The sequence below is a fragment of the Streptomyces sp. NPDC002787 genome (genome assembly GCF_053592095.1).
In genome coordinates this window covers 11,907-37,990 of the sequence record NZ_JBSFVC010000037.1, presented here as the reverse complement: position 1 = coordinate 37,990, position 26,084 = coordinate 11,907, and the positions used below count along the sequence as shown (strand labels likewise).

At 70.8% G+C, this 26,084-nt stretch carries 23 protein-coding genes and 2 tRNA genes; 14 read left to right on the top strand and 11 right to left on the bottom strand.

Annotation, left to right across the window (positions count from 1 at the left end; translation table 11 throughout):
• Positions 1-45: 45 nt before the first annotated feature.
• Positions 46-1,056: a non-homologous end-joining DNA ligase gene (gene ligD / locus ACWD26_RS37230; protein WP_451276981.1), complete on the top strand. Its 1,011-nt coding sequence runs from the start codon at positions 46-48 to the stop codon at positions 1,054-1,056.
• 43 nt (positions 1,057-1,099) lie between these two features.
• Here ligD and ACWD26_RS37225 read toward each other — a convergent pair whose 3' ends face one another.
• Complete coding sequence (locus ACWD26_RS37225; RefSeq protein WP_451276979.1) at positions 1,100-3,307, bottom strand: OmpL47-type beta-barrel domain-containing protein; 2,208 nt, start codon at positions 3,305-3,307, stop codon at positions 1,100-1,102.
• Positions 3,307-5,787: a ThuA domain-containing protein gene (locus ACWD26_RS37220; RefSeq protein WP_451276977.1), complete on the bottom strand. Its 2,481-nt coding sequence runs from the start codon at positions 5,785-5,787 to the stop codon at positions 3,307-3,309. Before ACWD26_RS37220 ends, ACWD26_RS37225 begins: the two co-directional genes overlap by 1 nt.
• A gap of 198 nt (positions 5,788-5,985) precedes the next feature.
• Here ACWD26_RS37220 and ACWD26_RS37215 point away from each other — a divergent pair, with 198 nt between their 5' ends.
• Positions 5,986-7,020, top strand: coding sequence for a multicopper oxidase domain-containing protein (locus tag ACWD26_RS37215; RefSeq protein WP_451277039.1), 1,035 nt, complete (start codon positions 5,986-5,988; stop codon positions 7,018-7,020).
• A 21-nt stretch (positions 7,021-7,041) separates the two neighbouring features.
• Here ACWD26_RS37215 and ACWD26_RS37210 read toward each other — a convergent pair whose 3' ends face one another.
• Both ACWD26_RS37210 and ACWD26_RS37205 read right to left on the bottom strand, forming a co-directional pair.
• Positions 7,042-7,518 (bottom strand): hypothetical protein, encoded by a 477-nt coding sequence (locus ACWD26_RS37210; RefSeq protein WP_451277037.1) that lies wholly within the window; start codon positions 7,516-7,518, stop codon positions 7,042-7,044.
• Positions 7,519-7,547: 29 nt separating this feature from the next.
• The gene (locus ACWD26_RS37205; protein WP_451277035.1) at positions 7,548-8,636 is read right to left on the bottom strand and encodes a DNA polymerase III subunit beta family protein; all 1,089 of its coding nucleotides are present in this window, start codon (positions 8,634-8,636) and stop codon (positions 7,548-7,550) included.
• Between the two features lie 221 nt (positions 8,637-8,857).
• On the opposite strand from ACWD26_RS37205, the gene ACWD26_RS37200 reads away from it, so the two are divergent.
• The gene (locus ACWD26_RS37200; RefSeq protein ID WP_451276976.1) at positions 8,858-9,925 is read left to right on the top strand and encodes a LacI family DNA-binding transcriptional regulator; all 1,068 of its coding nucleotides are present in this window, start codon (positions 8,858-8,860) and stop codon (positions 9,923-9,925) included.
• 122 nt (positions 9,926-10,047) lie between these two features.
• Here the strand turns inward: ACWD26_RS37200 and ACWD26_RS37195 are convergent, their stop codons facing one another.
• Together ACWD26_RS37195 and ACWD26_RS37190 are read right to left on the bottom strand one after the other, a co-directional pair.
• On the bottom strand, positions 10,048-11,271 hold the full coding sequence (locus ACWD26_RS37195; RefSeq protein ID WP_451276974.1) for a glycoside hydrolase family 64 protein: 1,224 nt from the start codon (positions 11,269-11,271) through the stop codon (positions 10,048-10,050).
• A gap of 190 nt (positions 11,272-11,461) precedes the next feature.
• Complete coding sequence (locus ACWD26_RS37190; RefSeq protein WP_451276972.1) at positions 11,462-12,253, bottom strand: VOC family protein; 792 nt, start codon at positions 12,251-12,253, stop codon at positions 11,462-11,464.
• Between the two features lie 277 nt (positions 12,254-12,530).
• Between ACWD26_RS37190 and ACWD26_RS37185 the strand changes: the two genes are divergently transcribed.
• From ACWD26_RS37185 to ACWD26_RS37170, 4 genes are all read left to right on the top strand, one after another.
• Positions 12,531-12,779 (top strand): WhiB family transcriptional regulator, encoded by a 249-nt coding sequence (locus ACWD26_RS37185; RefSeq protein ID WP_451276970.1) that lies wholly within the window; start codon positions 12,531-12,533, stop codon positions 12,777-12,779.
• Between the two features lie 92 nt (positions 12,780-12,871).
• A tRNA-Asp gene (locus ACWD26_RS37180) sits at positions 12,872-12,943 on the top strand.
• Positions 12,944-13,027: 84 nt separating this feature from the next.
• On the top strand, positions 13,028-14,368 hold the full coding sequence (locus ACWD26_RS37175; RefSeq protein WP_451276968.1) for an SDR family NAD(P)-dependent oxidoreductase: 1,341 nt from the start codon (positions 13,028-13,030) through the stop codon (positions 14,366-14,368).
• A 28-nt stretch (positions 14,369-14,396) separates the two neighbouring features.
• Positions 14,397-14,472: transfer RNA gene (locus ACWD26_RS37170), tRNA-Trp, on the top strand.
• 32 nt (positions 14,473-14,504) lie between these two features.
• On the opposite strand, the gene ACWD26_RS37165 is transcribed toward ACWD26_RS37170, so the two are convergent.
• The 4 genes from ACWD26_RS37165 to ACWD26_RS37150 form a co-directional block, all read right to left on the bottom strand.
• Positions 14,505-15,485: an acyl-ACP desaturase gene (locus ACWD26_RS37165; protein WP_451276966.1), complete on the bottom strand. Its 981-nt coding sequence runs from the start codon at positions 15,483-15,485 to the stop codon at positions 14,505-14,507.
• Positions 15,486-15,714: 229 nt separating this feature from the next.
• Positions 15,715-16,491 carry a dimethylargininase gene (gene ddaH / locus ACWD26_RS37160; protein ID WP_451276964.1) on the bottom strand — a complete coding sequence of 259 codons (777 nt, stop codon included), beginning with the start codon at positions 16,489-16,491 and terminating at the stop codon, positions 15,715-15,717.
• Between the two features lie 171 nt (positions 16,492-16,662).
• The gene (locus tag ACWD26_RS37155; protein ID WP_451276962.1) at positions 16,663-18,294 is read right to left on the bottom strand and encodes an ABC-F family ATP-binding cassette domain-containing protein; all 1,632 of its coding nucleotides are present in this window, start codon (positions 18,292-18,294) and stop codon (positions 16,663-16,665) included.
• 356 nt (positions 18,295-18,650) lie between these two features.
• Positions 18,651-19,067 (bottom strand): SsgA family sporulation/cell division regulator, encoded by a 417-nt coding sequence (locus tag ACWD26_RS37150; protein WP_451276960.1) that lies wholly within the window; start codon positions 19,065-19,067, stop codon positions 18,651-18,653.
• A gap of 295 nt (positions 19,068-19,362) precedes the next feature.
• Here ACWD26_RS37150 and ACWD26_RS37145 point away from each other — a divergent pair, with 295 nt between their 5' ends.
• From ACWD26_RS37145 to mmpA, 4 genes are all read left to right on the top strand, one after another.
• Positions 19,363-20,409, top strand: coding sequence for a WD40/YVTN/BNR-like repeat-containing protein (locus ACWD26_RS37145; RefSeq protein WP_451276958.1), 1,047 nt, complete (start codon positions 19,363-19,365; stop codon positions 20,407-20,409).
• Between the two features lie 84 nt (positions 20,410-20,493).
• On the top strand, positions 20,494-20,820 hold the full coding sequence (locus ACWD26_RS37140; protein WP_451276957.1) for a plasmid stabilization protein: 327 nt from the start codon (positions 20,494-20,496) through the stop codon (positions 20,818-20,820).
• A gap of 56 nt (positions 20,821-20,876) precedes the next feature.
• Entirely contained in the window at positions 20,877-21,563 is a 687-nt protein-coding gene (locus ACWD26_RS37135; protein WP_451276955.1) for an endonuclease V, read from the top strand.
• An 83-nt stretch (positions 21,564-21,646) separates the two neighbouring features.
• Complete coding sequence (mmpA, locus tag ACWD26_RS37130) at positions 21,647-21,793, top strand: morphogenic membrane protein MmpA (protein ID WP_451276953.1); 147 nt, start codon at positions 21,647-21,649, stop codon at positions 21,791-21,793.
• 37 nt (positions 21,794-21,830) lie between these two features.
• Here mmpA and ACWD26_RS37125 read toward each other — a convergent pair whose 3' ends face one another.
• The gene (locus ACWD26_RS37125; protein WP_451276951.1) at positions 21,831-23,012 is read right to left on the bottom strand and encodes a saccharopine dehydrogenase family protein; all 1,182 of its coding nucleotides are present in this window, start codon (positions 23,010-23,012) and stop codon (positions 21,831-21,833) included.
• Positions 23,013-23,104: 92 nt separating this feature from the next.
• Here ACWD26_RS37125 and ACWD26_RS37120 point away from each other — a divergent pair, with 92 nt between their 5' ends.
• The 3 genes from ACWD26_RS37120 to ACWD26_RS37110 all read left to right on the top strand — a co-directional run bounded on the left by ACWD26_RS37120 (position 23,105) and on the right by ACWD26_RS37110 (position 26,072).
• The gene (locus ACWD26_RS37120; protein ID WP_451276949.1) at positions 23,105-23,485 is read left to right on the top strand and encodes an MmcQ/YjbR family DNA-binding protein; all 381 of its coding nucleotides are present in this window, start codon (positions 23,105-23,107) and stop codon (positions 23,483-23,485) included.
• 173 nt (positions 23,486-23,658) lie between these two features.
• Positions 23,659-24,810, top strand: coding sequence for a CaiB/BaiF CoA transferase family protein (locus tag ACWD26_RS37115; RefSeq protein ID WP_451276948.1), 1,152 nt, complete (start codon positions 23,659-23,661; stop codon positions 24,808-24,810).
• 47 nt (positions 24,811-24,857) lie between these two features.
• Complete coding sequence (locus tag ACWD26_RS37110) at positions 24,858-26,072, top strand: acetyl-CoA C-acetyltransferase (protein WP_451276946.1); 1,215 nt, start codon at positions 24,858-24,860, stop codon at positions 26,070-26,072.
• Positions 26,073-26,084: the final 12 nt, after the last annotated feature.

The following is a 26,084-nucleotide window of genomic DNA, read 5'->3' as shown; positions in this document are numbered from 1 at the left end:
TCGCCCGGTATGCGGCATCCTGCCCTTCCGCCTACCGTGGCTCGCATGGGTGAAGCGGTGGAACTGGAGGCGGCGGGGCGGACGGTACGGCTGTCCAGCCCGGACAGGATCTTCTTCCCGGAGCGGGGCTTCACCAAGCTGGACCTCGCCCGGTACTACATCGCCGTCGGCCCCGGCATCCTGCGGGCCCTGCGCGACCGGCCCACCACCCTGGAGCGCTACCCGGAGGGCGTGACGGGCGAGAACTTCTTCCAGAAGCGGGCCCCCAAGAACATGCCCGACTGGATCCCCACCGCCCACATCACCTTCCCCAGCGGCCGCAGCGCCGACGAGATGTGCCCCACCGAGGTCGCCGCCGTCGTGTGGGCCGCCCAGTTCGGCACCCTCACCTTCCACCCGTGGCCGGTCCGCCGCGACGACGTCGACCACCCCGACGAACTCCGCATCGACCTCGACCCGCAGCCCGGCACCGACTACGCCGACGCGGTCCGCGCCGCCCATGAACTGCGCGAGGTCCTGCACGAGTACGGCGGCCTGCGCGGCTGGCCCAAGACCTCCGGCGGCCGTGGCCTGCACGTCTTCGTGCCGATCCGGCCCGACTGGACCTTCACCCAGGTGCGCCGCGCCGCCATCGCCGTCGCCCGGGAGCTGGAGCGCCGGATGCCGGAGCAGGTGACCACGGCCTGGTGGAAGGAGGAACGGGGAAAGAAGATCTTCGTCGACTACAACCAGACCGCCCGCGACCGCACCATCGCCTCCGCGTACTCCGTACGACCCCGACCGCACGCGCCCGTGTCCGCGCCCCTCACCTGGGACGAGGTGGGTGTCGCCGTTCCCCGGGACTTCGACCTGGCGACCATGCCGGCGCGCTTCGCCGAGGTCGGTGACGTGCACGCCGACATGGACGACCACGCGTTCTCTCTGGAGGCGCTGCTGGAGCTGGCCGCGCGGGACGAGCACGATCACGGGCTGGGGGATCTGCCGTATCCGCCGGAGTACCCGAAGATGCCGGGGGAGCCGAAGAGGGTGCAGCCGAGCAGGGCGAAGAAGACATGACAGTGCCCCGCGCCCCTCGCGGGACGCGGGGCACCGGAGTTCCCTACAGTTCCTTGATCCGGATGTCCCGGTAGGAGACGACATCCGTCGTGCCGTGCACCTGGAGTCCGAGGTAGCCGGAGGCGAACCGCCGCCCGTCCGTGCCCGGGTCGTCCGAGCGGGGCGGGGTGAAGTCCTGGCCGCCGATGTTGTCGAACTCGTTGATCAGCACGCCGTTGCGGTAGACCGAGTAGTGCTGGTCGACCACACGGATCTCGTAGTCGTTCCAGGTGCCCTTCTGGGTGACGCCCGCACCGGCGAGCCCCACCCGGTCGAAGCCGTAGACCGAGCCCGTCTTGTACATGTCGCCGTCGGGCCGGTCCAGGACCTGCACCTCATGGCCGTACTTGATGGCCACCCACTCCGGCCGTGACTCCTCGGGGTGCTCGTGGACCCACGGGAACCGCACGAACACACCGGAGTTGGCGTTGGACGTGCCGGGCGCGTCGTCGCGCCACTGGAGGCGCAGCGAGAAGTCGCCGTACTTGCGCTCGGGGAACCACAGCATGCCGAGCCCGGCCTTCGTCGTCCCGGAGGTGATCGAGCCGTCGGCGTTCAGCGCAAACGAACCGCCGCCCACCTGCTGCCACTTGGCGAACGACTCCGCCGTGCCGTCGAGGATCGTCCGGTACCCCTCCGTCTGGCCGGGCTTGCCGATGCCGGACTCCTCCGCCGCCTCCTTCACGGCCGTGTACTCGCGCAGGTCGACGACGCCTTCCCTGAACAGCTTGTCGAGGACCGTGTCCACGTGCTTCAGGAACAGCGCGTGGGAGGTCCACTCCTTCTCGTCCTCGATCAACTCGTTGATACGGCACCGGTTGTTGGTGACCCGGTTCGGCACACCCGAGTCGACCGTACCGACGAAGACCGTCAACCTCTCGTCATACTCGGCGCAGTTGGGCGCGGGAACACCGCCGCCCGAGACCACGGTGAAGCTCACCGAGCGGGCGGCGGCCGTGTTGCCCGCCTTGTCGCTCGCCCGGTACGCGACCGCGTGCGTGCCCGCGCGGTCGACCAGGACCGGTGCGGTGTAGGCGAGATACGGGCCGCCGTCCAGCGAGTACTCGATCGCGGCGACACCCGAGCCGCCGTGGTCGGTGGCGCTGACGGTGACCTTCGCGCTCTTGAGGTACGCCCCGGCGGAGTTCCGGTCGCCCTCGACGGTCACGCCCGTCACCGGCGGTGTGGTGTCGTCGGCGGGCGGGGCGACGACGGTGAAGCCGACGCTCTTCTCGGCCGCGACGTTCCCCGCCTTGTCCGTGGCCCGGTAGCGCACCTTGTGCGTGCCGATCTCGTGCACCATCACGGGCGCGGTGTACGGCTGCCAGGCCCCCGCGTCACCGAGCGCGTACTCGATGGTGTTGACCCCCGATCCGGTGTCCGACGCGGAGACGGTGACCGTCGCCATGGAGACGTAGTCGCCCTGCGGGTTCTTCTCACCGGCCACCGTCGCCGAGGTCTCGGGCGCGGTCGTGTCGTCCGTCGGCGGTGCCACGACGGTGAACTCGACGCTCTTCTCGTCCGCCGTGTTGCCCGCCCTGTCGACCGCCCGGTAGCGGACCTCGTGGGCGCCGACCTGGTCGATCACCACGGGCGTGGTGTACGGCAGCCAGGCGCCGGTGTCGCCGATCGCGTACTCGATCCGCTCGACACCCGTGCCGCCCGTGTCGGTCGCGCTCACCGTCACGGACGCCGAACCGACGTACGCGCCCTGGGAGTTCTGCGTCCCGCTCACGGAGGCGGACGTCTCGGGCGCGGTGGTGTCCTCGCCGGTGCCCTCCGTCACCACGAGGATGCCCTGCATCTGACCGTGCCCGGGGATCGTGCAGTAGTAGCGGTAGCGGCCGGGGGTGAGCGTGACCTCGGCCGTGTGTCGGCCGCCCTGGTCGTCGCCGGGGTTGGCCAGGATGTTCAGCGGGACGTCGTTGTTGTACTCGGGGTCGGACACGTCGAACGTCAGCGTGTGCGGCATCCCCATGGTGTTGCCGGTCGCCGTGCTGTTCTCGAAGACGATGGTGGTCGGGCCGGCCACCGCGGTCCGCGGCGCGGTCGTGTACTTCGTGATGTCGTCGCCGGCGGTCCAGGTGAGCACCTGGGCGGCGGCGGTCGGCTCCTTGGGCTCCTCCGTACGGCCGGAGGCGGGCGTGGACGTGAGCCCGAGCACCATCAGCAGGGCCGCCAACAAGGCCGCCCACAAGCGTCTTTCCCGCATCACTCCGCCTTCCTCGCCAGCTCGTCGGCCGCCGGCGTGGGGCCGCCGCCCGTGTAGGTGACGCGCCACAGTGCCGACCTGGGGTCCGAGGTGAAGAAGCCGCGCCCGTAGTCGAGGACGTACAGCGCGCCGTCCGGCCCGAACTTCCAGTCCATCAGGTTCCTGATGCCGTTGTTGCCGACCGGCACGATCTTCTTCAGCGACTCCGCGTGGATCGGGAGCCCGCCGCTGCCCTGGTTCTTCGGGTCGGTGAGCACCGCGTGGCGCGGCTGGTCGGCGTCGTAGAAGTCGCCGACGAACCACTTGCCGTCCCAGTACGCCGGCCACTGACCGGAGCCGGTGACGGCACCGTCGTACCGGTACACCGGCCCGTTCATCGTGGCCTGTCCGCCGCCCTTCAGCCACGGCAGGAGGTACTTCGCCTCTTCGTTCCTGTACGAGGGGATGCCGTCGGCGTCCCGGGGGAAGTCGGGGGCGCCGCCCTGCGGTGAGTACCAGATGTTGTTGCCGGTCACCGGTGGCAGGTTGACGAGTCCGTCGTTGTTCGGGGACTCGTTCTTCGGGTGGTCGCAGTCGTACCAGCCGAGCGGCTTCGACGGGTCCGGCAGATTGCGGTCCCGGTAGGGCTGCTTGTTGCCCATGCAGTACGGCCAGCCCCGGTTGCCCGCCTCGGTGATGGCGGCGAAGGTGTCGTACTTCGCCGGGCCCCAGGTCGTCGACGGCGCGCTCGCGTCCGGGCCGACCCAGCCGGCGTAGAGGACGTCCGTCCGCTGGTCGACGAAGATACGGGCGGGGTTCCTGACGCCCATCACATAGATCTCGCCGCGTGTCTTGCCGCCGCCCTCGTCGGTCTCCTTCCCGGTGAAGAGGTTGCCGTCGGGCAGGGTGTACGTGCCGTCGGGCTCCGGGTGGATGCGCAGGATCTTGCCGTTGAGGTTGTTGGTGTTGCCGGCGGTGCGGCGCGCGTCCGCGAAGGAGACGCCCTTGTAGTTCGGCTCGGGGTTGTTGCCCGAGTAACCGGCGCTGAAGCCACTGGAGTTGTTGTCGCCGGTCGCGATGTAGAGGTTGCCCTTCGAATCCCAGGTCATCCCGCCACCCGCGTGGCAGCAACTGTGGATCTGCACCGGCCACTTGAGCAGCACCTTCTCGCTGCCCAGGTCCAGCTTGTTGCTCGCGAGGTCGAGGGTGAAGCGGGAGACACGGCGCTCCGCCATCCGGGTGTCGCGTTTGATCTCGGAGTGCGGCGTGTAGTGCAGGTACACCCAGCCGTTCCGCTGGAAGGCCGGGTCCAACTCGATACCCAGCAGGCCCTCTTCGACCTTGATCAGCTCGTCGCCGCCGCCCTTGTTGCCGAAGACGGTGAGAGCGCCCGCGAGGGTGACCTTCTTGGTCCTCGGGTCGTAGACGTGGATCTCGCCCTTGCCCTTGCCGATGTCCGGGTTGCTCCAGTCGGTGACCACGGGCTGCGACGAGTCGGCGCCACCCCGCCCGATATAGAAGACCCGTCCGTCGGGGGCGGTGACCAGGCCGTGCGGTTCGCCGATCTGGTCGTTCTGACCGGGCTGGTTGGGCTGCGTCAGCCGCTCCGCCTTGTAGTTGGCGTCGATCGTCGCCTTGCAGTCCGCCTGCGTCAGGCGGGAGGTCCAGAGCAGGGCGCCGCGCAGATGCGTACGGAAGTCCGTCTCGTCGTACGCCGCGACAGTGCCGCCCATGCCCGTGTAGAAGGAACGGCCGCCGTCGTAGTCACGGCACCAACTCACCGGATGGTCCCAGCCGTTGGCGCTCGCACCCGGCTGGTACGTCGACTCGCGCACCCGGGCCACGGTGTGCACGGTGCCGGACGGGTTCTTCGTCCAGTTGAACCACTTGTCGGGCCGCTTCCACTGCACGGGCAGGTCCTTGGTGGCCGGATGCCTCCGGTCACCGACCTCGACGGTCGCCCGCTGTACGGTCGTCGGGCTGGACGCGGCCGGGCGGGCGCCGATCAGACCCGTGAACCAGTCCGAGTACGGCTCGGCACGCGCCGCGTCATGGACGCCGACGAAACCACCGCCCGCCTCCATATAGGTTTCGAGGCCCGCCTCTTGCTCCGGATCCAGGACGTCACCGCCGCCGGTCAGGAAGACGACGGCGTTGAACCCGCTCAGCCGGGTCTCGTCGGTGAAGACGGAGGCGTCGTCGGTGGCGACGACCCCGAACCGCTCCGCGGCCGGTCCGGACAGCCCGATCCGTTCGATCGCCTCGATCCCGGCGTTCACGACCGGAGACTCCTCCCCGGCCGCCGCGGAGCCGTGGAAGATCAGCACCTGAGGGCCCGAACCGCCCGGTGGCGACTTGATCGACATCGTTGTCAGCGGCGGCTCCGGCGCCGGGCGCGCCTGTGCCGCGGGGCTCGACAGGAGCCCCGCGGTGACGACCGAGGCGGTCAGGGTGGCCGCCCAGGCCCGTCTCTTGGCGTCGCTCAACCCTCGTAAGTACATGGGCACCTCCTCGGTCACAGCAACAGCGCCAAGGAAGCTAGACCCCTTTGTGCGGCTCGCCAATACCTATGACCGTAATGGCACGAACTTTGTCCTGGGTGTGGATAAACAGCCCCTCGGCCGCTACCGTCTCACAGGTTGATCACAGCTGCGTCTCCGCAAGTTCCGTAGCAGGGTGGGGAGTTCCGCATGGACGGAATGGACAGACGAGGGTTCAACCGGCGGGTGCTGCTGGGCGGCGCGGCCGCCGCGACATCGTTGTCCGTGGCCATCGAGACCGTCGGTACCTCCGAGACCGCGAGCGCCGCCACGCGGGCCAGGACCGCCCCGGCCGGTGGCGAGGTCAGGCACATCAAGATGTACGCCGAGAAGCTGCCCGACGGGCAGATGGGCTACGGCTTCGAGAAGGGCAAGGCCTCGATCCCGGGTCCGCTGATCGAACTCAACGAGGGCGACACGCTGCACATCGAGTTCGAGAACACGATGGACGTGGCGGCGAGCCTGCACGTCCACGGCCTCGACTACGAGATCTCCAGCGACGGCACCAAGCTGAACAAGAGCGACGTCGAGCCCGGCGGCACCCGCACCTACACCTGGCGCACCCATACCCCCGGCGCCCGCAAGGACGGCACCTGGCGTGCGGGCAGCGCCGGTTACTGGCACTACCACGACCACGTCGTCGGCACGGAACACGGCACGGGCGGCCTCCGCAAGGGCCTCTACGGCCCGGTCATCGTCCGCCGCAAGGGCGACGTCCTCCCCGACAAGACCGTCACCGTCGTCTTCAACGACCTGCTCATCAACAACAAGCCCGCCCACTCCGGCCCCAACTTCGACGCGACCGTGGGCGACCGCGTCGAGTTCGTCGTCATCACGCACGGCGAGTACTACCACACGTTCCATATGCACGGTCACCGCTGGGCCGACAACCGCACCGGCATGCTCACCGGCCCCGACGACCCCAGCCAGGTCATCGACAACAAGATCGTCGGGCCGGCCGACTCCTTCGGCTTCCAGGTCATCGCGGGCGAAGGCGTCGGAGCCGGCGCCTGGATGTACCACTGCCACGTCCAGAGCCACTCCGACATGGGCATGGTCGGCCTGTTCCTGGTACGCAAGACGGACGGGACGATCCCGGGATACGAGCCCCATGAGCCGCACGGGTCTGGGGCGTCCGGTGGGTCCGAGGCATCCGAGTCGTCCGGGACCTCCGGGACGTCCCACGAGCACTGAGAGCCAGGCCGTGAGCGTGCGTCATGCGGTGGTGCCGGGCGCGGAGGTCCGCTCGGCCGTGTCCCGCCGGCCGATGGCCTCGGCCACCTGCTCGATCGCGGTGCGGATGAGGTCGCCGTACGCGCCCCGGGGGAGACTCGGGGTGTGCTCCCTCGCCGCCTGGATGTGTTCGGCGGCGGCTTGGAAGGACGCGAGCCGACGGTGGTTGTCGGCGAGGTTGAGGTGCAGGGACGGGTAGAAGCCGGCGATGTGCAGACCGGCGTCGTGCTCCTGGACGCGCCGCTCGGTCACGGCGTCGGCGGCGTCCAGGGCCCGTACGTCCCAGACCAGGGCCTGCACGGGGTCCGGACAAAGGTCCGCCAAGTGGTGCGCGAGGGTGCAGCGGTGCAGCGCGTCGCCGGTGACTCCGATCTCGGACCAGAGGTCCAGGAGCTTCCGACGGGCGGAGGCGGTGTCGCCGGCGTGGCCTTCGGCGACGGCTTGGCCGATGGCTTCCATGGTCGGGTCGGTGCTGGTGGCGGAGACGGTCACGGGTGTGCTCCTCGTCGCTTTCCCTGGACGGAACTGTCGGGCTTGATGGGCATGGCCACCGTGGTGAGGTCACCGCGATCGGCGGAGCGGATCGTGACCGGCTGGTCGGCCCCGCGCAGGTCGAGCATCACGTCGGGCCCGACGGCGGTGCTCACGGCGGGATAGAGCGTCGTCAGCGCGAACCAGATGTCGAGTTCCGGTCCGGTCACCGCGGCCGGAAGCCGCCTCTCGGACTGCTCGTCACCCGCCACCGAGAGGGCCGTGGCGTCCTCGGGCACGTGCAGGGCGACCCGCTCGCCGCGGTGCTCCTCCAGGGCCCGCAGGAGCAGATCCTTCGCGAGGGTCACGCGGGTGGTGACCTCCGGCAACGACGCGAGCATCAGCCGGAAGTCGGGGAACTCCTCGGCGAGCGCCCGGCAGTACCGGTCCTCCAGGTCCTCCCGGTCCGCCATACGCAGCCAGATCCCGTGCGGGGTCGCCTCGACGCGCACCAGCGCGCTGCGGCGTGCCTCGGCGGCCGCGGCCCGTAGTTCGTCGCCGCCGACCGTGGCCGCCCACGTCGTCGTCGGCGGCTCGGACGGAACCAGCGTCCGCGTCGACAGCCGGTAGCGGTCGGTCGCGGTCAACGTGAGCGCCTCCTGGTCCGCCTCGATCCGCAGACCACCCAGCACCGGCAGCTCCGGCTCACGCGCCGTCGCGGTCAGGACCTGCTCGACCGCGTCGGCCAGCACGGGCCCCTTCAGCGTGGCGATCGGCACGCTCGGCACGTCGCCCAGAGACGACTTGATGAGCACGGCCTGCCGCTGCGCCGCCACCGCGTCCCCGACGACCCTCGCGACGTGCTCGTCGATCAACCGGCCCGCCTCTTCCGGCCCGGTGTCGAGGACCGCCTCGACCGCGGTGAGCGGCATGCCGATCTCACGGAGCCGGCGCAGCGCGGTGGCCCGTGCCATCTGGTCGGCGGTGTAGTAGCGGTAGGCGGAGACCGGATCGACCTCGGCGGGCCGCAGCAGCCCGGAGTCGGCGTAGAACCGCAACGCGCTGGAAGTCAGACCGCTGTGTCTCGCGAAGACACCGATCGGCATCAGCGCGGGAGGGGACGGCGGACCGGAAGGGGGCAGCGGATCGGAAGGGGACGGCGGACCGGACGAGGACAGCGGATCGGAATGTGGCACCCGCCCATCCTTGGGCTTCAACCCACTCGAAGGTCAACACGGCCGGCCGTCCCCCGCCGCCTCGGGAGCGCTCTCACCGGCGTCCTCCACAGGGCTATCCTGATCGCAGCCGCCCCGAGGAGTGTTCCGAAGTGACCGATACTGCGTCGCGCCCCACGTTGGAAGCCGTGGCCGCGCGGGCCGGGGTGTCCCGGGCGACGGTGTCGCGGGTCGTCAACGGGGGCGAGGGCGTCCGGGAGCCGTTGGTCGAGCGGGTGCGCAGGGCGGTCGAGGAACTCGGGTATGTGCCGAACCAGGCCGCCCGCAGTCTCGTCACCCGGCGGCACGACGCCGTGGCCGTCGTGATCGCCGAGCCCGAGACGAGGGTCTTCGCCGACCCCTTCTTCGCGCTCCAACTCCGGGGAATCAGCAAGGAGTTGACCGCACACGACTCTCAGCTCGTGCTGCTGCTCACCGAAGGACCCGAGGACTACGCGCGGGTGGGCCGGTATCTCGCCGGAGGGCATGTCGACGGGGCGCTCGTCTTCTCGCTGCATCTGGACGACCCGCTGCCCGGGCTGATCCGGGGCGCCGGAGTGCCCACCGTGTTCGGCGGCCGTCCCGGCTGGGCGGACGGCACGCGTGGCGACACGCCCACGGTGTACGTCGACAGCGACAACCGGGGCGGCGCGCGGGACGCCGTACGTCATCTCGTCGGCCTCGGCCGCACCCGGATCGCCCACATCACCGGACCCCTCGACCAGACCTCCGCCGTGGACCGGCTCGACGGGTTCCGGGACGTCATGGTCGACGCCGATCCCCGGCTGATCGTGGAAGGGGACTTCACCCCGGCGGGCGGGGAGCGCGCCATGCGGGAACTCCTCGACCGCTGCCCCGAGTTGGACGGGGTGTTCGCCGCCAACGACGTGTCCGCCTCGGGCGCGCTGCGCGTGCTGCGGGAACAGGGGCGGAGGGTTCCCGAGGACGTCGCCGTGGTCGGCTTCGACGACATGCTGCCGGTGGCCGAGCGGTCCGAGCCCCCGTTGACGACGATCCGTCAGGACATAGAGGAGATGGGGCGGTTGATGACCAGGCTCCTGCTCCGGGCTCTCGAACGACGCGGACCCGACGTGCGCGAGCAAGGGGCCGGCCAGGGCCTGGGCGGCGCACTGTCCAGTGTCGTCCTGCCGACGACACTGGTACGCCGCGCCTCCGCGTGACACCAGCGCCCTGCAAGGGGCGCGGGGCCGCATCCCTGTGCGGCTCCGCCGTGCTGCGGGCGCGACCAGCCACGACGTCGCGGCAGACGAGCACGGACATCACGGCCCACCCAGCGGAGCGCCTACGCGCCGACCGTCACCGTGAACCGGCGAGGATTGCCGTCGTGGGCCGCGCCCGACACGTCCGGCTGACCGTCGGGGCGTACGTCGTCGTACGGAAACGCGTACCCGATGGGCGAGTTGGCGTGCACCACGCGCGCCCAGTGGTTGGTCACGGCCCCCCGGTAGTAGTCGGACGCCGTCGCCCCGTTCGGCTGGGTCGGATGGGTGAGCATGATCGAGCGGTTGAAGCCGGCGGCGAGCCGGGCGAGGAGGGCCTTCTTGTCGTCGGGGTCGCCGGGGTTGTTGGCGAACGGGCCGTGGTTGCAGGTGAAGACGTCCTTCGAGGTCGGCCTGGCGAAGGAGTGGCCGCCGGTGAAGGTGAGGGTGTCGCCGGAGACCCGCCCGGTGAGGACGCCCCGGCCGCCCTGGAGGTCGATCCGCAGGTCGGTCGTGCGGTACTTCTCCCACACCTGGCCGACATAGGAGTCCCAGTAGGCGCGGAACGGCATCCGGTCGGGCTGGCCGAAGTGCGGCGCCATCAGGTTCTGCGGTGAGACGACCCGCAGCACCTTGCCGTCGCCGCCCCGCATGACGAGCTGGTCCCACGGCTGGCCGTCCCGCGCCGACTGTGCCACCAGATCCGCGGCGATCCGGTCCACCGCCCCGTCGGGCAGCGGGGCGACGGTGTGCGTGGCGTCACCCTCCAGCGTCAGACCGATCGGCAGGGCCGTCACCAGGTCGACGTAGCTGATGTTGGCGAACAGCTGCGTCGGGTTGAAGGTGAACTCGCAGAACGACCACGTCTTGCCGTAGTTGGGGTCGGCGGGCGTGGCGAAGGCGGGCTCGACCAGCGCGGGGCCCGGATTGAGGAAGAAGTCCAAGGTGCTGTCCCGCACGAAGTAGACGCGAGCGCCGAACATCTGAGGGAGTGTCAGCACGGTCGGCGCCGAGCCGGCCGGGCCGAGCGGGATGGCGCAGTCCACCGGCAGCGGTGTCTGCGGAGCCGAGGGCGAGGCCGGCCGGTACACACCGCCGTCGGCCCGCAACAGTACCCAGGCACCCGTCGACTGCTCGTGCCCGGTGACATACGCCCGGACCGTGCCCGGCAACGAGGCGTTGCGCAGGATGAGTTGGCAGGTGGCGGGAGCGCTCTCGGCACGGGCGGGCGTGCCGAGAGCGCTCCCGAGTGCGGGCACGCCGACGGCGGCGGCGGTTCCGGACAGGAAGATACGGCGGGAAATCACGGTGGGCCTCCTGGACGTGGGGGACTGGAGGCACAGCGGACGGGGCCCCTGCTGTGGTGCACCCACTGTTCCCAGGGGGAGTTGAGGCGTCAAGACTTATGACTGAGAGCGCTCTCAGGAATGTTCGGCGTTCATGAGCTGACGACGGCCGAGGACACCGTCCTCGGCCGTCGTCCGGGCGGCCCGGCTCTCAGCCCTCCGGCTGCTCGCTCTTGATCACCGCGAACCGCGCCCCGTACGGGTCGGTGAGCTTGGCGAAGCGCCCCGCGCCCGCCAGGTCCGTGGCGGGCATACGGACCGTGCCACCGCGCTCCCGCGCCCGGCTCACCGCCGCGTCCGTGTCCGGGACCTCGAAGTACGGCAGCCAGTACGGCCCCGACCCGGCCTCGCTCGGGTCCTCGTCGAGCGGGACGATGCCGCCGAACATGGACTTCGCTCCCGTGCCCGCCGGGTTCACGCAGGTGTAGCTGCCGCCGGCGATGTCGATCGCGGAGGTCTCCCAGCCGAACACGGAGTTGTAGAACCCGGCGGCCGCGGGCAGATCCGGCGTGTACAGCTCCAGCCAGCACAGCGAGCCTGGGTCCATGACGACATCGAGGCCCGTGTTGCGGCGGGGCTCCCAGATGCCGAAGGGCACGCCCGCCCGGTCGGCGAGGATGGCCATGCGGCCCTCGTCCGCCACGTCCATGGGCCGCATCAGCACCGAACCGTGGGCCTGCTCGGCGGCCTCGGCCGTGGCGTCGGCGTCCGGGGTCTGGAAGTAGATGTTCCAGGACGGTGGGCCCTGCTCCGGGGGGTTCTGCATGCCGGCCGCGGCGGTGCGGTCGTCGAGCCGGAAGAAGCCGTAGCCGCCCATCTCGGGGCCGGCCGACTGGAACCGCCAGCCGAAGAGGTGGTCGTAGAAGGAGGCGGCGCCTTCGATGTCGGGGGTGCCGAGGTCGATCCAGTTCGGGGCGCCGGTGACATAACGGGTGGTGAGCATTGCTGCGCTCCTCTGAGAGGGTCCGAGGGGCCCGTTGCCTGTACGCCGAGTCTGGCACCGCGCACCGACAAGCGCTCGCGCGTAGCCGGGATGCCGTGGCTGGGGCTCAGCCATTGGGGTGCCCGGGGTGGGTGGCCGGCCTCCGGCGCGTGGGGGCCGGAACGCTCCGCGCGCCGCCGTGCGTCGTCCGGGTGGGGGAGAGCAGCATGGAGGGCAGGGGAGCCGTGTTGATGTCGCGTTGATCGAACGTTTTTCGGCGCCCGGCACGATGCTGTGCATGCACAACGACACGATCACCCCGATCGACCGTGCCTGGCAGGAGCGGGCGCTGTGTGCGCAGACGGGGGCAGACTTCTTCTTTCCCGAGCCCGGCAGCTCGGTGCGTGAGGCGAAGCGCATCTGCGGCATGTGCGAGATGCGTACCGCATGTCTTGAATACGCGCTGTCCAACGACGAACGGTTCGGCGTCTGGGGCGGACTCTCCGAGAAGGAGAGACTACGACTCCGGCGCAGCGACCAGAACTGACCCGGCCGCGAACCGCCGCACCGGGTAAGTCTGTTCGGTCGTAAATCGGTGGGCCCCGACGCGGGCGGGCGCATAGGATCCGGGGACGCGGTCCGGACGTAGCGCAGAGGCAGGCGCACCGCCTTGTCAGGGCGGAAACGCCGGTTCGAATCCGGTCGTCCGGACCGCGCTCGACTGTTCCGTGGCACCGCACACCGCGTGGGCCGTGACAGGGAACGCGGCACGGGACACGCGGGGCGGGGCGCACGATGGGCGACGGTGGCGGCATCACCGAGGAAGAGCTGGCGGCCTTTCACCGCACGGTCGGCAGGCTGCGTGCGCTGCCCGTCGACGATCCCGTGCGGCTGCGGGCCGAGCAGGTCGCCGCCTCCTTCGCGCGCGACGGCCGGCTGCATCGCCGTAAGGCCCTCGGCGCCGAGAAGTCGGCGGCGGACGCCGCGGCGATGGCCGCGACCGCCACCGGGGCCCTGGAGCGTCGCGAGGACGCGCCGTTGGAGGCATCCGCGAGGGGCGGCGGCGCAGTCTTCCGGAAGCCGCGCGCCTGCTATGTCTGCAAGACGCCCTATCGACAGGTCGACTCCTTCTACCACCGGCTCTGCCCGGACTGCGCCGCCGACAACACCGCCCGCCGCGCCCTGAGCACCGACCTGAGCGGTCGCCGCGCCCTGCTCACCGGCGGTCGGGTGAAGATCGGCTTCCAGCTGGCGTTGATGATGCTGCGCGACGGCGTCGAACTCCTCGTCACCAGCCGCTTCCCGCACGACACCGTGCGGCGGTTCCGCGCCGAGCCCGGTAGCGAGAAGTGGCTCGACCGGCTCACCGTCGTCGCCGTCGACCTACGGGACCCGCGTCAAGTACTGGGTCTGTGCGATCAGTTGCGGCGGCAGGGCGAGCCGCTCGACATCCTGGTGAACAACGCGGCCCAGACGGTACGGCGGCCACCTGAGTCGTACGCCCTGCTCGCCGCCGGGGAGTACGAGGCGCTGCCCGAAGGGGCGCGGCAGGCGCCGGGGTTCACGCCGATGCGGATGCTGGGGGACGGGGCCGCGGCGTTGCCCGTCGCGTTGCGCGAGGCCGACGAGGCCGGGCTGCTGCCCGACCCCTCCCCGGAGAACTCCTGGTCGGCACGGCTCGGCGAACTCGACCCGGCGGAGGTCCTGGAGACCCAGCTGGTCAACGCCCTCGCCCCGGCGCTCCTGTGCGACCGGTTGCTGCCGCTGCTGCTGGCCGCCCCGCACCCCCGCCGTTACGTCGTCAACGTGACCGCCGTCGAGGGAAGGTTCGCCGTGCGCAACAAGACGGCCGGCCACCCGCACACCAACATGGCCAAGGCCGCGCTCAACATGCTCACCCGCACCAGCGCCGCCGAACTGGCCGCCCAGGGCGTCCACATGTGCGCGGTCGACACCGGCTGGATCACCGACGAGAACCCTGCCCCGAAGAAGCACCGCATGGCCGGTGCCGGCTTCCGTACACCGCTCGACATCGTGGACGGCGCGGCCCGTGTCTACGACCCGATCGTGCGGGGTGAGGCGGGCGACCCGGTGTCAGGGGTGTTCCTGAAGGACTACCGGGAGGCGGAGTGGTGAGTGGGAGGGGCTAGGCTTGCCCCCAAGGGCGGGGCCGTAGCGCAGAGGCAGGCGCGCTGGTCTCCAAAACCGGAACACGCTGGTTCGAATCCAGCCGCCCCGCCCCCTCGGCCACAGCGTCGGCGGTGAGGGGTCGTTACGCCCCGGCGCCCCGCGCCGCCATGCGCGCCTTGCGCGCCGCGAGCTTCTCGTCGAACTTGCGGGCCTCCGCGTCGAGTCCGCCCAGGTAGAGGCCGAGTTCCTCCTGGGCCTTCATGCCCTCCGGGCCGAGACCGTCGATCTCCATGATCTTCAGGAAGCGGATGACGGGCGCGAGGACGTCGTCGTGGTGGATGCGCATGTTGTAGACCTCGCCGATCGCCATCTGCGCGGCGGCGCGCTCGAAGCCGGGCATGCCGTGGCCGGGCATACGGAAGTTGACCACGACGTCGCGGACGGCCTGCATGGTGAGGTCGGGCGCGAACTCGAACGCGGCCTTCAGCAGGTTCCGGTAGAAGATCATGTGCAGGTTCTCGTCGGTCGCGATGCGCGCCAGCATGCGGTCGCACACGGGATCACCGGAGTGGTGGCCGGTGTTGCGGTGCGAGACACGGGTGGCGAGCTCCTGGAAGGCGACGTACGCGACCGTGTGGAGCATCGAGTGCCGGTTGTCCGACTCGAAGCCCTCGCTCATGTGGGACATACGGAACTGTTCGAGCTTGTCCGGGTCCACCGCGCGCGAGGCGAGCAGGTAGTCGCGCATCACGATGCCGTGCCGGCCCTCCTCCGCGGTCCAGCGGTGCACCCAGGTGCCCCAGGCACCGTCACGGCCGAAGAGGGAGGCGATCTCGTGGTGGTAGCTGGGCAGGTTGTCCTCGGTCAGCAGGTTCACCACCAGGGCGATCCGGCCGATCTCGGTGACCTTCGACTGCCCCTTCTCCCAGGCCTCGCCGTCCTCGAAGAAACCGGGGAAGTTGCGGCCGTCGCTCCACGGCACGTACTCGTGCGGCATCCAGTCCTTGGTGACCTTCAGATGCCGGTTGAGTTCCTTCTCGACGACTTCCTCCAGCGCGTACAGCAGCCGCGCGTCGGTCCATTCGGTGGACGGGCTGCCGAGATGGGGAGAAGTGATCGACACAGACGCTCCAGGGGGACGAACAGGGGACAAGACAAGATTTCCGTGGTCGGTCGCGGGCGGGCGACCTGGACCTACGGCATCGTAGGCTACGAATCCGTAGGTTACGATGCCGTAGGTTAAGTGTGCTGTAAAGATCGCTGATCAGCGGGGTCCGGTAGGCGTCCGCGGGCGTGCCGAGGGCCCCGTGGACCCGCAGGTCCCGGGGCCGCGAGGGCGAGGAGTCACCCGGTCAGGAGTACAGCTCCCGCAGTCGCACCGAGAGGCAAGTCACACAGCCCTCGAGCTTCTCGAACTCGCTGATGTCGACCACGACGGGCTCGTAGCCGAGGTCGGAGTACAGCTCCGCGGTCTTCGGCGCGCTCGCCGCCATCAGCAGCTTGTCGCCGCCGAGCAGCACCACATGGGCCCCGGCCTCCTCCGGCACCGGCAGGAAGCGCCCGAACAGCGACGGCGTGTCCATCTTCGGGATGTGCCCGACGACCGTGCCGTCGGGCAGCGCGGTGACCGCCGACTTCAGATGCAGCACCTTGCTCACGGGTACCGAGACCACCCGCGCCCCGAGCGGCTCGAACGCGGCCCGCAACTGCTGGACGCCGGCCGCGTTGGTGCGCCCGCCCCGGCCCACGAACACCGTGTCGCCGGCCTTGAGGACGTCACCGCCCTCCAACGTGCCCGGTTCCCAGACCCAGTTCACCGAGCAGCCGAGCGCCGCCACGGCCTCCTCGATCCCGGCGGTCTCGTCGCGCCGGGACTCGGCGCCCGGGCGCGCGATCAGCGCCACGTTCTTGTACATGACCACGGTGTCCTCGACGAACACCGAGTCCGGGCAGTCGTCGGCCGGGTCCACCTCGATCGTCTCCCAGCCGTGGGTGCGCAGGGCCTCCCCGTACGCCTCCCACTGCTCGACCGCGAGGTCGACGTCCACCTCCGTGCGTTCGACGTGCGTGACGAGGCCTTCGGCCAGGCGGGGGCTGGGACGGCGGACAAGGGCCTTCTTGCTGGGCACGTGGGTGACTCCGAATCGAACGAGGGTTTTCCGGCGCCCGTGAAGCGACGCCGGTCCGCCATCATGCAACCCCGGTCCACGTGGACAAAACCCCCGCAGGCAGGCTGTGGCCCTCCTGAGATACTCGGCGGTAGCCAAACCCCGAGGTGGACGCCCCCGACGAGTGCCGTGTCAGTCGGTCACTCCGACCTCCTCCGGTGTGGTCGCCCGCAGTCGCCCCTCCTCCAGCAGCAGCCACCGGGTGATCCCGATCGACTCCAGGAACGGCAGGTCGTGGCTGGCCACGACCAGCGCGCCCTCGTACGACTCCAGGGCGGTCGTCAGCTGCCGCACGCTCGCCATGTCGAGGTTGTTCGTAGGCTCGTCCAGCATCAGCAGCTGCGGGGCGGGCTCGGCGAGCATCAGGGCGGCGAGGGTGGCCCGGAAGCGTTCCCCGCCGGACAGCGTCGCCGCCGGCTGGTCGGCGCGGGCGCCCCGGAACAGGAAGCGGGCGAGCCGGGCACGGACCCGGTTGTTGGTGGCGTCCGGCGCGAACCGGGCCACGTTCTCGGCGACCGTCAGCTCGTCGTCGAGGACGTCGAGCCGCTGTGGCAGGAAGCGCAGCGGGACATGCGCCGTCGTCTCGCCGCTCACCGGTTCCAGCTCGCCCGCGATCGTCCGCAGCAGCGTGGTCTTGCCCGCGCCGTTACGGCCGATCAGCGCGATCCGCTCCGGGCCGCGCAGATCGAAGCCGCCCTTCACCCGGGCGCCGTACTTCAGCTCCAGGTCGAGCAGGGTGAGCACGGTACGGCCCGGGGGCACGGCCGTGTACGGCAGCTCGACGCGGATCTCGTCCTCGTCCCGTACGGCCTCCACCGCCTCGTCGAGGCGCTCCTTGGCCTCGGTGAGTTTCTCCTCGTGCATGATCCGGTGCTTGCCCGCGGACACCTGGGCCGTGCGTTTCCTCAGTTTCATCACGGCCCGGGGTTCACGCTTGTTCTCGTACATCTTGTTGGCGTAGCGCGTGCGCTTGGCCAACTTCGTGTGGGCTTCGACGAGTTCGCGCTTCTGCTTCTTCAGGTCGGCCTCGGCGACCCGCACCATCCGCTCGGCCGCCTCCTGTTCGGTGGCGAGCGCTTCCTCGTACACCGAGTAGTTGCCGCCGTACCAGGTGACCTCACCGGAGTGCAGATCGGCGATCTGGTCGACCAGTTCGAGGAGTTCACGGTCATGGCTCACCACGACCATGACTCCGGACCACGCTTCGACGGCCTCGTACAGCCGGCGCCGCGCGTACAGGTCGAGGTTGTTGGTCGGCTCGTCCAGGAGCAGGACGTCGGGTCGGCGCAGCAGCAGTGCGGCCAGGCGCAGCAGTACCGACTCGCCGCCCGAGACCTCGCCGATGGTGCGGTCCAAGTCGACGTGGCCGAGGCCGAGTTGACCGAGCGTCGCCAGCGCACGCTCCTCGACGTCCCAGTCGTCACCGACCGCGGCGAAGTGCTCCTCGGCCACGTCACCGGCCTCGATGGCGTGCAGCGCGGCGCGGGCGGCGGAGATGCCGAGCGCCTCGTCGACCTTCAGGCCGGTGTCGAGCGTGACGTTCTGCGGGAGGTAGCCGACCTCACCGGCCACGCGGACGGTGCCGTCGGCCGGGGTGAGTTCACCGGCGATCAGCTTCAACAACGTTGATTTCCCTGACCCGTTGACCCCGACAAGACCGGTCCGGCCGGGGCCGAAGGCGATCTGCAGGTCGTCGAAGACGGGGGTGCCGTCGGGCCAGGCGAAAGACAGGGAGGTGCAGGTGAGAGACAGGGGAGTAGACATGAGGAACCTCGCGAGTGTGCTGGAAGCGGCCAGGGGCTACGCGTTCGAAACACCGCGAGGGGCGACACGACGGGGGCAAGAGAAAAGCCCGCTGCCGGGGGACGGCTCGACGCCGAGGTCGCACGCAACGCACACAGAAAAGCCGTGACACGGCAAGGTGTGTGACGCGGTGTCTCAGGACCTCAGACGAGCAACGTCCTTCTCCAATCGACGGCAACAGGACCGTGGAACAACGTACGGAGGGGGCAGAGGGCTGTCAACGGATTAACGCGGCGCCCGGTCGGACGGGCGGGCGAGGGCGGGCGCCCGGCCGGGCCGCCCCCGGGCGGAGCGGGGCGGCGTCCAGGAGTGCGGCCTCAGCAGGCGTCGCGCATCAGTTCCGCCAAGTCGTGGTCCAGGTCGACCTGGTGGTGCTCCAGGCCGAGCGGCACGGCCTCGGTCGTCCGCTCGAGGAAGCCCCGTACCTCACCGGCGTGGACATGCACCACGGCGGTGCCCTCCGGGGCGTGGAACTCCAGGACCAGCCGCTCGTAGCCGTACGGGCGGACCCGTACGTCCCCGTAGCCGACCGACTCCTCCATACCGGTGACCAGGAGCTCGCGGGCGAAGGTCCAGCAGACGTCGACACCCTCCAGCGTGGCCGGGGCAGGGAAGGTCATACGGACGGCGAAGGGATCGCGCCGGTCGTAGTGGAGCGTTGCGGGAATGCTCGGCATCCGCGGCGCGGCGGCGACGAGACGGGCCTCTACGGGCTGCTCGATGACGGTGGACAACGCCTTGCTCCCTTGTGACGACTGGACGGACTCCGGATGACTGAGGCCGGGCATTTCAAGAGACGCCGGATCGGGCCGATCCGTGCACACGAGGGTCGAGTGACCTCTGTCACCGAGCCCAATCACTGAGGTGATCCATTTCTCATCCCGTGTTCCGGGATATGGGAGAGGACACCGGACGCCGCCCGGCGGTTCCCGGCCGAGGGCATCTGGACGGCACCGGATCGGTGCACTAGCTTCGCCCGCCATGAGTGGCTTGGGGCAGTCGAGACGGATGAGTCGGACGAGTCGGACGATGACGACGGGCCTGGCCGCGGCGGCGCTCGCCGCCGCCCTGGCGGTGCCCGCGGAGGCACACGGGGATGGTCGTCCACCCCACTGGGAACTGAAGGAGACCGGCACTGACGTGCGCTTTCGCGGGCTCGCCGCGGTCAGCCGGAACAGCGCGTGGGTGGCGGGCTCCGCCGGGACCGTGCTGCGCACCGGCGACGGGGGCAAGAACTGGCGCAACGTCTCACCGCCCGGCGCACAGGAGCTGCAGTTCCGCGACATCGAGGCGTTCGACGCACGCAGGGCGGTCGTCCTGGCCATCGGGGAGGGCGAGGCCTCCCGCGTGTACCGCACGGACGACGGCGGTGCGACGTGGACCGAGTCGTTCCGTAACACCGACCCGCGCGCCTTCTACGACTGCCTCACCTTCTTCGACCCCCGCCACGGACTCGCCATGAGCGACCCGGTGGACGGGAAGTTCCGCATCCTGTCCACGAAGGACGGCGGCCGCTCCTGGAAGGTCCTGCCGAACGAGGGCATGCCCCCGGCCCTGGAGGGCGAGGCGGGCTTCGCGGCGAGCGGGCAGTGCCTGGTCGGCTCGGGCCCGCGCGATGTGTGGCTGGCCACCGGAGGGGCCGCACGCGCGCGTGTGCTGCACTCCGCCGACCGGGGGCTGACCTGGACGGTCGCCGACACCTCCGTCCCGGCCGGCGACCCCGCCCGGGGCGTCTTCGCGCTCGCCTTCCGCGACCGGGCGCACGGCATCGCCGTAGGCGGCGACTACCGGGCCGACCAGCCGTCACCGCAGGCGGCGGCCACCACCGGCGACGCGGGCCGCACCTGGACGCCCGCCGCGCAGCCCCCGCCCGCCTACCGCTCCGGCGTCGCCTGGCTCCCGTACAGCCGTACGGCCGCCCTCGCCGTCGGCCCCACCGGCACCGACCTCACCACCGACGGCGGACGCACCTGGCGCACGGTCGACACCGGCTCGTACGACACCGTCGACTGCACCCCCGACCGGGGCTGCTGGGCGGCGGGGGAGAAGGGGCGAGTGGCCCGGCTGGAGAACTGACCGATCTCGGGCCGCTCCGCTGGGTTGTTCCAGGCGAAATGGGATACTTGTGGCGTGTTCGAATCACGAAGGGAGTGATCGGCCATGCCACGCGGTTCGAGCCCGAAGAGGGAACGCCAGTACGAGCACATCAAGGAGAGCGCCCAGGACCGCGGTGAGAGCGAGTCGCGCGCCAAGGAGATCGCGGCCCGGACCGTCAACAAGGAACGCGCCCGGTCCGGCGAGTCCAAGACCGCGAGCCGCTCCTCCACCCAGGACATGTCGTCGAGCAAGCGCGGCGGACAGCGCTCGCACAAGGGGTCCGAGGGGCCCACGTACGACCAGCTCTACGAAGAGGCCAAGCGGCGGGGCGTCAAGGGCCGTTCGGACATGAACAAGGGCCAGCTCAAGCGTGCCCTCGGCAACAAGTAGCGACACGTGCCCCCTGCCCGAGCCCCCGCGCCGGGATGCGTACGCTCGTCAGCACCATGACGACCGTACGCATCCCCGCGGGCTGGCCCGCCACCGAAGAACAAGCCCTCGCCGTGCAGGACGAGTTGCGGGGGAAGGTGGTCTTCGACGAGACCGGGCCGCCGCCCGGTGCCGGACACGTCACCGGAGTCGACGTGGCGTACGACGACAAGCGGGACGTGGTCGCGGCGGCGGCCGTGGTGCTGGACGCGGCGACCCTCGACGTGGTCGCCGAGGCCACGGCGATCGGGCAGGTCTCCTTCCCGTACGTCCCCGGACTGCTCGCCTTCCGGGAGATCCCGACCGTGCTCGCCGCCCTCGACGCGCTGCCGTGCGACCCCGGTCTCGTCGTCTGCGACGGCTACGGCCTCGCCCATCCGCGCCGCTTCGGCCTCGCCGCCCACCTCGGCGTTCTCACCGGCCTCCCCACGATCGGCGTCGCCAAGAACCCCTTCACCTTCACGTACGACGACCCCGCCGCCCCGCGCGGCAGCGCCTCACCGCTCCTCGCCGACGCCGAGGAGGTGGGCCGAGCCCTGCGCACCCGCGACGGCGTCAAGCCGGTCTTCGTCTCCGTCGGCCACCGGGTGAGCCTCGACAACGCCTGCGCGCACACCCTGGCCCTCACCCCGGCCTACCGCCTCCCGGAGTCCACCCGCCGCGCCGACTCCCTCTGCCGACGGGCCCTGAAGTCCGCCGGGTGAGTAGGCACGGGTGCTGAACGTGAGTACGACCTGAGTACGAGTACGGATACCGGTGCGTCGTCATGATCGGCAGGCTGTGCCGTATGACGACGCACCGAGCCCCGAAGCCCGCCGCCAGCCCCACCCAGCCCGTCGAGCGTGCCGTGACGGCCGGACTGCTGCTCGCCTTGATCGCCGGACTGGCCTGGATCGGCGGGATGGTCTACACGCTGACGGGATGGGCCCACTAGGGCCCACGCCCGCGTGCGCCGAGCCACCCCTGGCGCGCTACCGGGACGCCGCCACCCGGAACGTGATCCCGGCCGCGCGCAGCCGTTCGATCAGCGCGTCACCCATCGCGACCGCCGTGGTGACCTGCCCCGCCGTGGCCGGGAGGTCGTCGAGGGCCAGGCACAGCGCGGACTCGGCGAACATCTTCGCCGTCTCGCCGTAGCCGGGGTCGCCGCCCGCGACCTCCGTGAAGACACGGCGCCCGCCGCCCTCGCCCACGAACCGCACCGAGAACCAGCTCTTCGCCCGCTTCTCCGCGCTCGGCCCCTCACCCGGCTTCAGCCGGTCGCCCAACCAGCGCCGGACGGGCGGCACTTGGGCGGCGGCGACGACCGCACCGACGAACACCACCCCGCCCACCGCGAACGGCAGGGTCTTCACCGCCGCGTAGTGCCGGTAGCGGAAGTCCGGCCCGTAGCTTTGTAGGGCGCGCGCCGAGCGCTGCACCACCTGCGCGTCGATGGTCGGCAGCGGCAGCGCCCACGCGTCGACCTCCTTGGCGTAGCGGGGCGCGCTCACCGGCGCGTACGCCCGCCGCCCCACCATGCGCGGCTCGTGTCGCTTGCGCTCCTGCGCCGCGGCCATCGTCTGCCGGGTGCGCGAGAACCCGGTGAGCGCGGAGTTGAACGTACCGCCTGAGAACATCCCCTCGGCCCGCACGAAGCCGTCCACGGTGATCGGCACGTCCTTCGGGAGCTGCCGCACGGTGAAGTACGCGCCCAGGTCGTGCGGTATCGAGTCGAAGCCCGCCGCGTGCACGATCCGCGCGCCGGTCTCACGCGCGCGTGCGTCGTGCCGCACGTAGGTGAGGTCCACGAACTCGGGCTCACCGGTCAGGTCCAGGTAGTCGGTGCCCTCGTCGGCGCAGGCCGCCACCAGCTCCTCGCCGTGGATCACGTACGGGCCGACGGTCGTGGCCACCACCCGGGCCTGCCGGGCGAGTTCGCGCACGGCCTGCGGATCGGACCCGTCCGCCTGGAGCACCCCGATCTCCGCGCCGCCGGGCAGCCGCTCGCGCAGCGCCGCGAGCTTCTCCGCGCTGCGCCCGGCGATCGCCCAGCGCAGCCCCTCGGGCGCGTGCTCGACGAGATACTCCGCGGTGAGCTCCCCGACGAACCCCGTGGCCCCGTAGAGCACGATGTCGTACGCCCGGTCCGCCTTGCCCTGCCCACTGCTCATGGAACTCCTCAGCACTCGTCCACGCGCCGTTGTCGGTGGCTGAGGCTAGCGTGAGGGACGAGCAGCCGAGTGCGTGGGATCCGGAGGTGGCCGTGACCGTACCGATGAACGCCCTGAAAAAGTGGGAGAAGGTGCGCGAGTTCGCCCTCGGGATGCCCGGCGCGGTCGAGGAGTTCCCGTGGGGCGAGAGCGTCGCGAAGGTCAACAGGAAGGTGTTCGTGTTCCTCGGTGTGGACGACGGCAGCTATCCGCTGGGCGTCACCGTGAAGCTCAAGGACGAGGAGACCCACGCCCACGCGCTGACCTGCCCCGGCGCCGAGCCCGCGGGATACGGCCTGGGCAAGGCCGGCTGGGTGCGCGTCCCGCTCGAGGAGAAGGGCGCCCCGGGCGCCGAACTGCTGTGCGACTGGGTCGAGGAGAGCTACCGGGTGATCGCCCCGAAGAGGCTGATAGCCGAGCTGGAGGCCCGCTGACCACCAAGGCCCGGTGCAGCAGGCTGACGTGCGCCGCGACATTGGGCACAATGACTAAGCGTTTGCTCACTCGGGGCTTGTGTGCGGTGGAACGCGTTCCTAGCATCACTGGTGTTACATCATTTGTGTCATAGAGCTGAGTCATAGAGCTGGGTCACAGAGCTGGGGGCTCGATGTCAGTGGCGAAGACGCCCGGGCACGGACCGCTCGCCGGTGTGCGCGTGGTCGAACTCGCGGGCATCGGCCCCGGACCGTTCGCCACCATGCTCCTCGGTGACCTCGGCGCCGACGTCGTCCGCGTCGACCGGCCGGGCGGCACGGGCCTCGCCGTCAACCCCCTGTACGACGTCACCAACCGCAACAAGCGGTCGGTGATCGTCGACCTGAAGTCCGCGGAAGGCCCCGACACCGTCCTCGACCTGGCCGCACGCGCCGACATCCTGATCGAGGGCTACCGCCCGGGCGTCGCCGAACGCCTCGGCGTCGGCCCCGAGACCTGCCACGCCCGCAACCCGAAGCTGGTCTACGGCCGGATGACCGGCTGGGGCCAGCAGGGCCCCCTCGCCCAGCGCGCCGGCCACGACATCGCCTACATCGCCCTCACCGGCACCCTCGGCATGATCGGCGCCCCGGACACCCCGCCCCCGGCCCCCGCCAACCTCCTCGGCGACTACGCGGGCGGCTCGCTCTACCTCGTCGTCGGCGTCCTCGCCGCCCTCCACCACGCCCGCGCGACCGGCGCCGGCCAGGTCGTGGACGCGGCCATCGTCGACGGCACCGCGCACCTCTCTTCGATGATCCACGGCATGCTCGCCGCCGGCGGCTGGCAGGACCGCCGCGCCGCCAACCTCCTCGACGGCGGCTGCCCCTTCTACGGCACGTACGAGACGGCTGACGGCCGGTACGTCGCCGTCGGCGCCCTGGAGCAGCAGTTCTACGCGGAGTTCGTCGCCCTCCTCGGCATCGAGGACCGGGCCCCGGCCCGCAAGGACACGGCCGCCTGGGGCGAGCTGCGCGAGACGGTCGCGGCCCGCTTCAAAACCCGTACGAGGGACGAGTGGACGGCCGTCTTCGAGGGCTCCGACGCCTGTGTGGCCCCCGTCCTGTCGCTGCGTGAGGCCCCGCACCACCCGCATCTCGCGGCCCGGGGCACCTTCACCGACCATGGCGGCATCACCCAGCCCGCGCCCGCGCCCCGCTTCTCGGCAACCCCCGCCTCCGTCCGCAGCGGCCCCGCCCAGCCGGGCGCCGACACGGCGGACGTGGCCCACGACTGGGGCATAGCAGGCCTCCTGCCGGACGCCCGCGCGCAGGACACCGACTGACACCGGCCCCCGGGCCGCACCCTCCCGCCACTGGAAAGGCCAGACTCGTGAGCACCGAAGCGTACGTGTACGACGCGATCCGCACCCCGCGCGGCCGCGGCAAGGCGAGCGGCGCCCTGCACGGCACCAAGCCCATCGACCTCGTCATCGGGCTGATCCACGAGGTCCGGCGCCGCTTCCCCGGCCTCGACCCGGCCGCCGTCGACGACATCGTGCTCGGTGTGGTCGGCCCGGTGGGCGACCAGGGCTCCGACATCGCCCGGATCGCCGCCATCGCCGCCGGACTGCCCGACACGGTCGCCGGCGTACAGGAGAACCGCTTCTGTGCCTCGGGCCTGGAGGCCGTCAACCTGGCCGCCGCGAAGATCCGTTCCGGCTGGGAGGACCTGGTGCTCGCGGGCGGCGTCGAGTCGATGTCCCGGGTGCCGATGGCCTCGGACGGCGGCGCCTGGTTCAACGACCCGATGACCAACCTGGCGGTCAACTTCGTACCGCAGGGCATCGGCGCCGACCTCATCGCCACGATCGAGGGGTTCTCGCGGCGTGACGTCGACGAGTACGCGGCGCTGTCCCAGGAGCGGGCGGCCGCCGCCTGGAAGGACGGCCGGTTCGACAGGTCCGTCGTCCCCGTCAAGGACCGCTCCGGCCTCGTGATCCTCGACCACGACGAGCACATGCGGCCCGGCACGACCGCCGCATCACTCGCGGGCCTCAAGCCGTCCTTCGCGGACATCGGCGAGCTCGGCGGCTTCGACGCGGTCGCGCTGCAGGAGTACCACTGGGTCGAGGAGATCGACCACGTCCACCACGCGGGCAACTCCTCCGGCATCGTGGACGGCGCGTCGCTCGTCGCCATCGGCACCAAGGAGATCGGCGAGCGGTACGGCCTGCGCCCGCGGGCCCGGATCGTCTCCGCCGCCGTCTCCGGCTCCGAGCCCACCATCATGCTCACCGGCCCCGCGCCCGCCACCCGCAAGGCACTCGCCCGGGCCGGGCTGACCATCGACGACATCGACCTCGTCGAGATCAACGAGGCGTTCGCGGCCGTCGTCCTGCGCTTCGTGAAGGACATGGGCCTCTCGCTCGACAAGGTCAACGTCAACGGCGGCGCGATCGCACTCGGCCACCCGCTGGGCGCGACGGGGGCGATGATCCTCGGCACGCTGGTCGACGAACTGGAGCGCCAGGACAAGCGGTACGGGCTGGCCACGCTGTGTGTGGGCGGCGGCATGGGCATCGCGACGATCGTCGAACGCGTCTGAGGACCGGCGGAC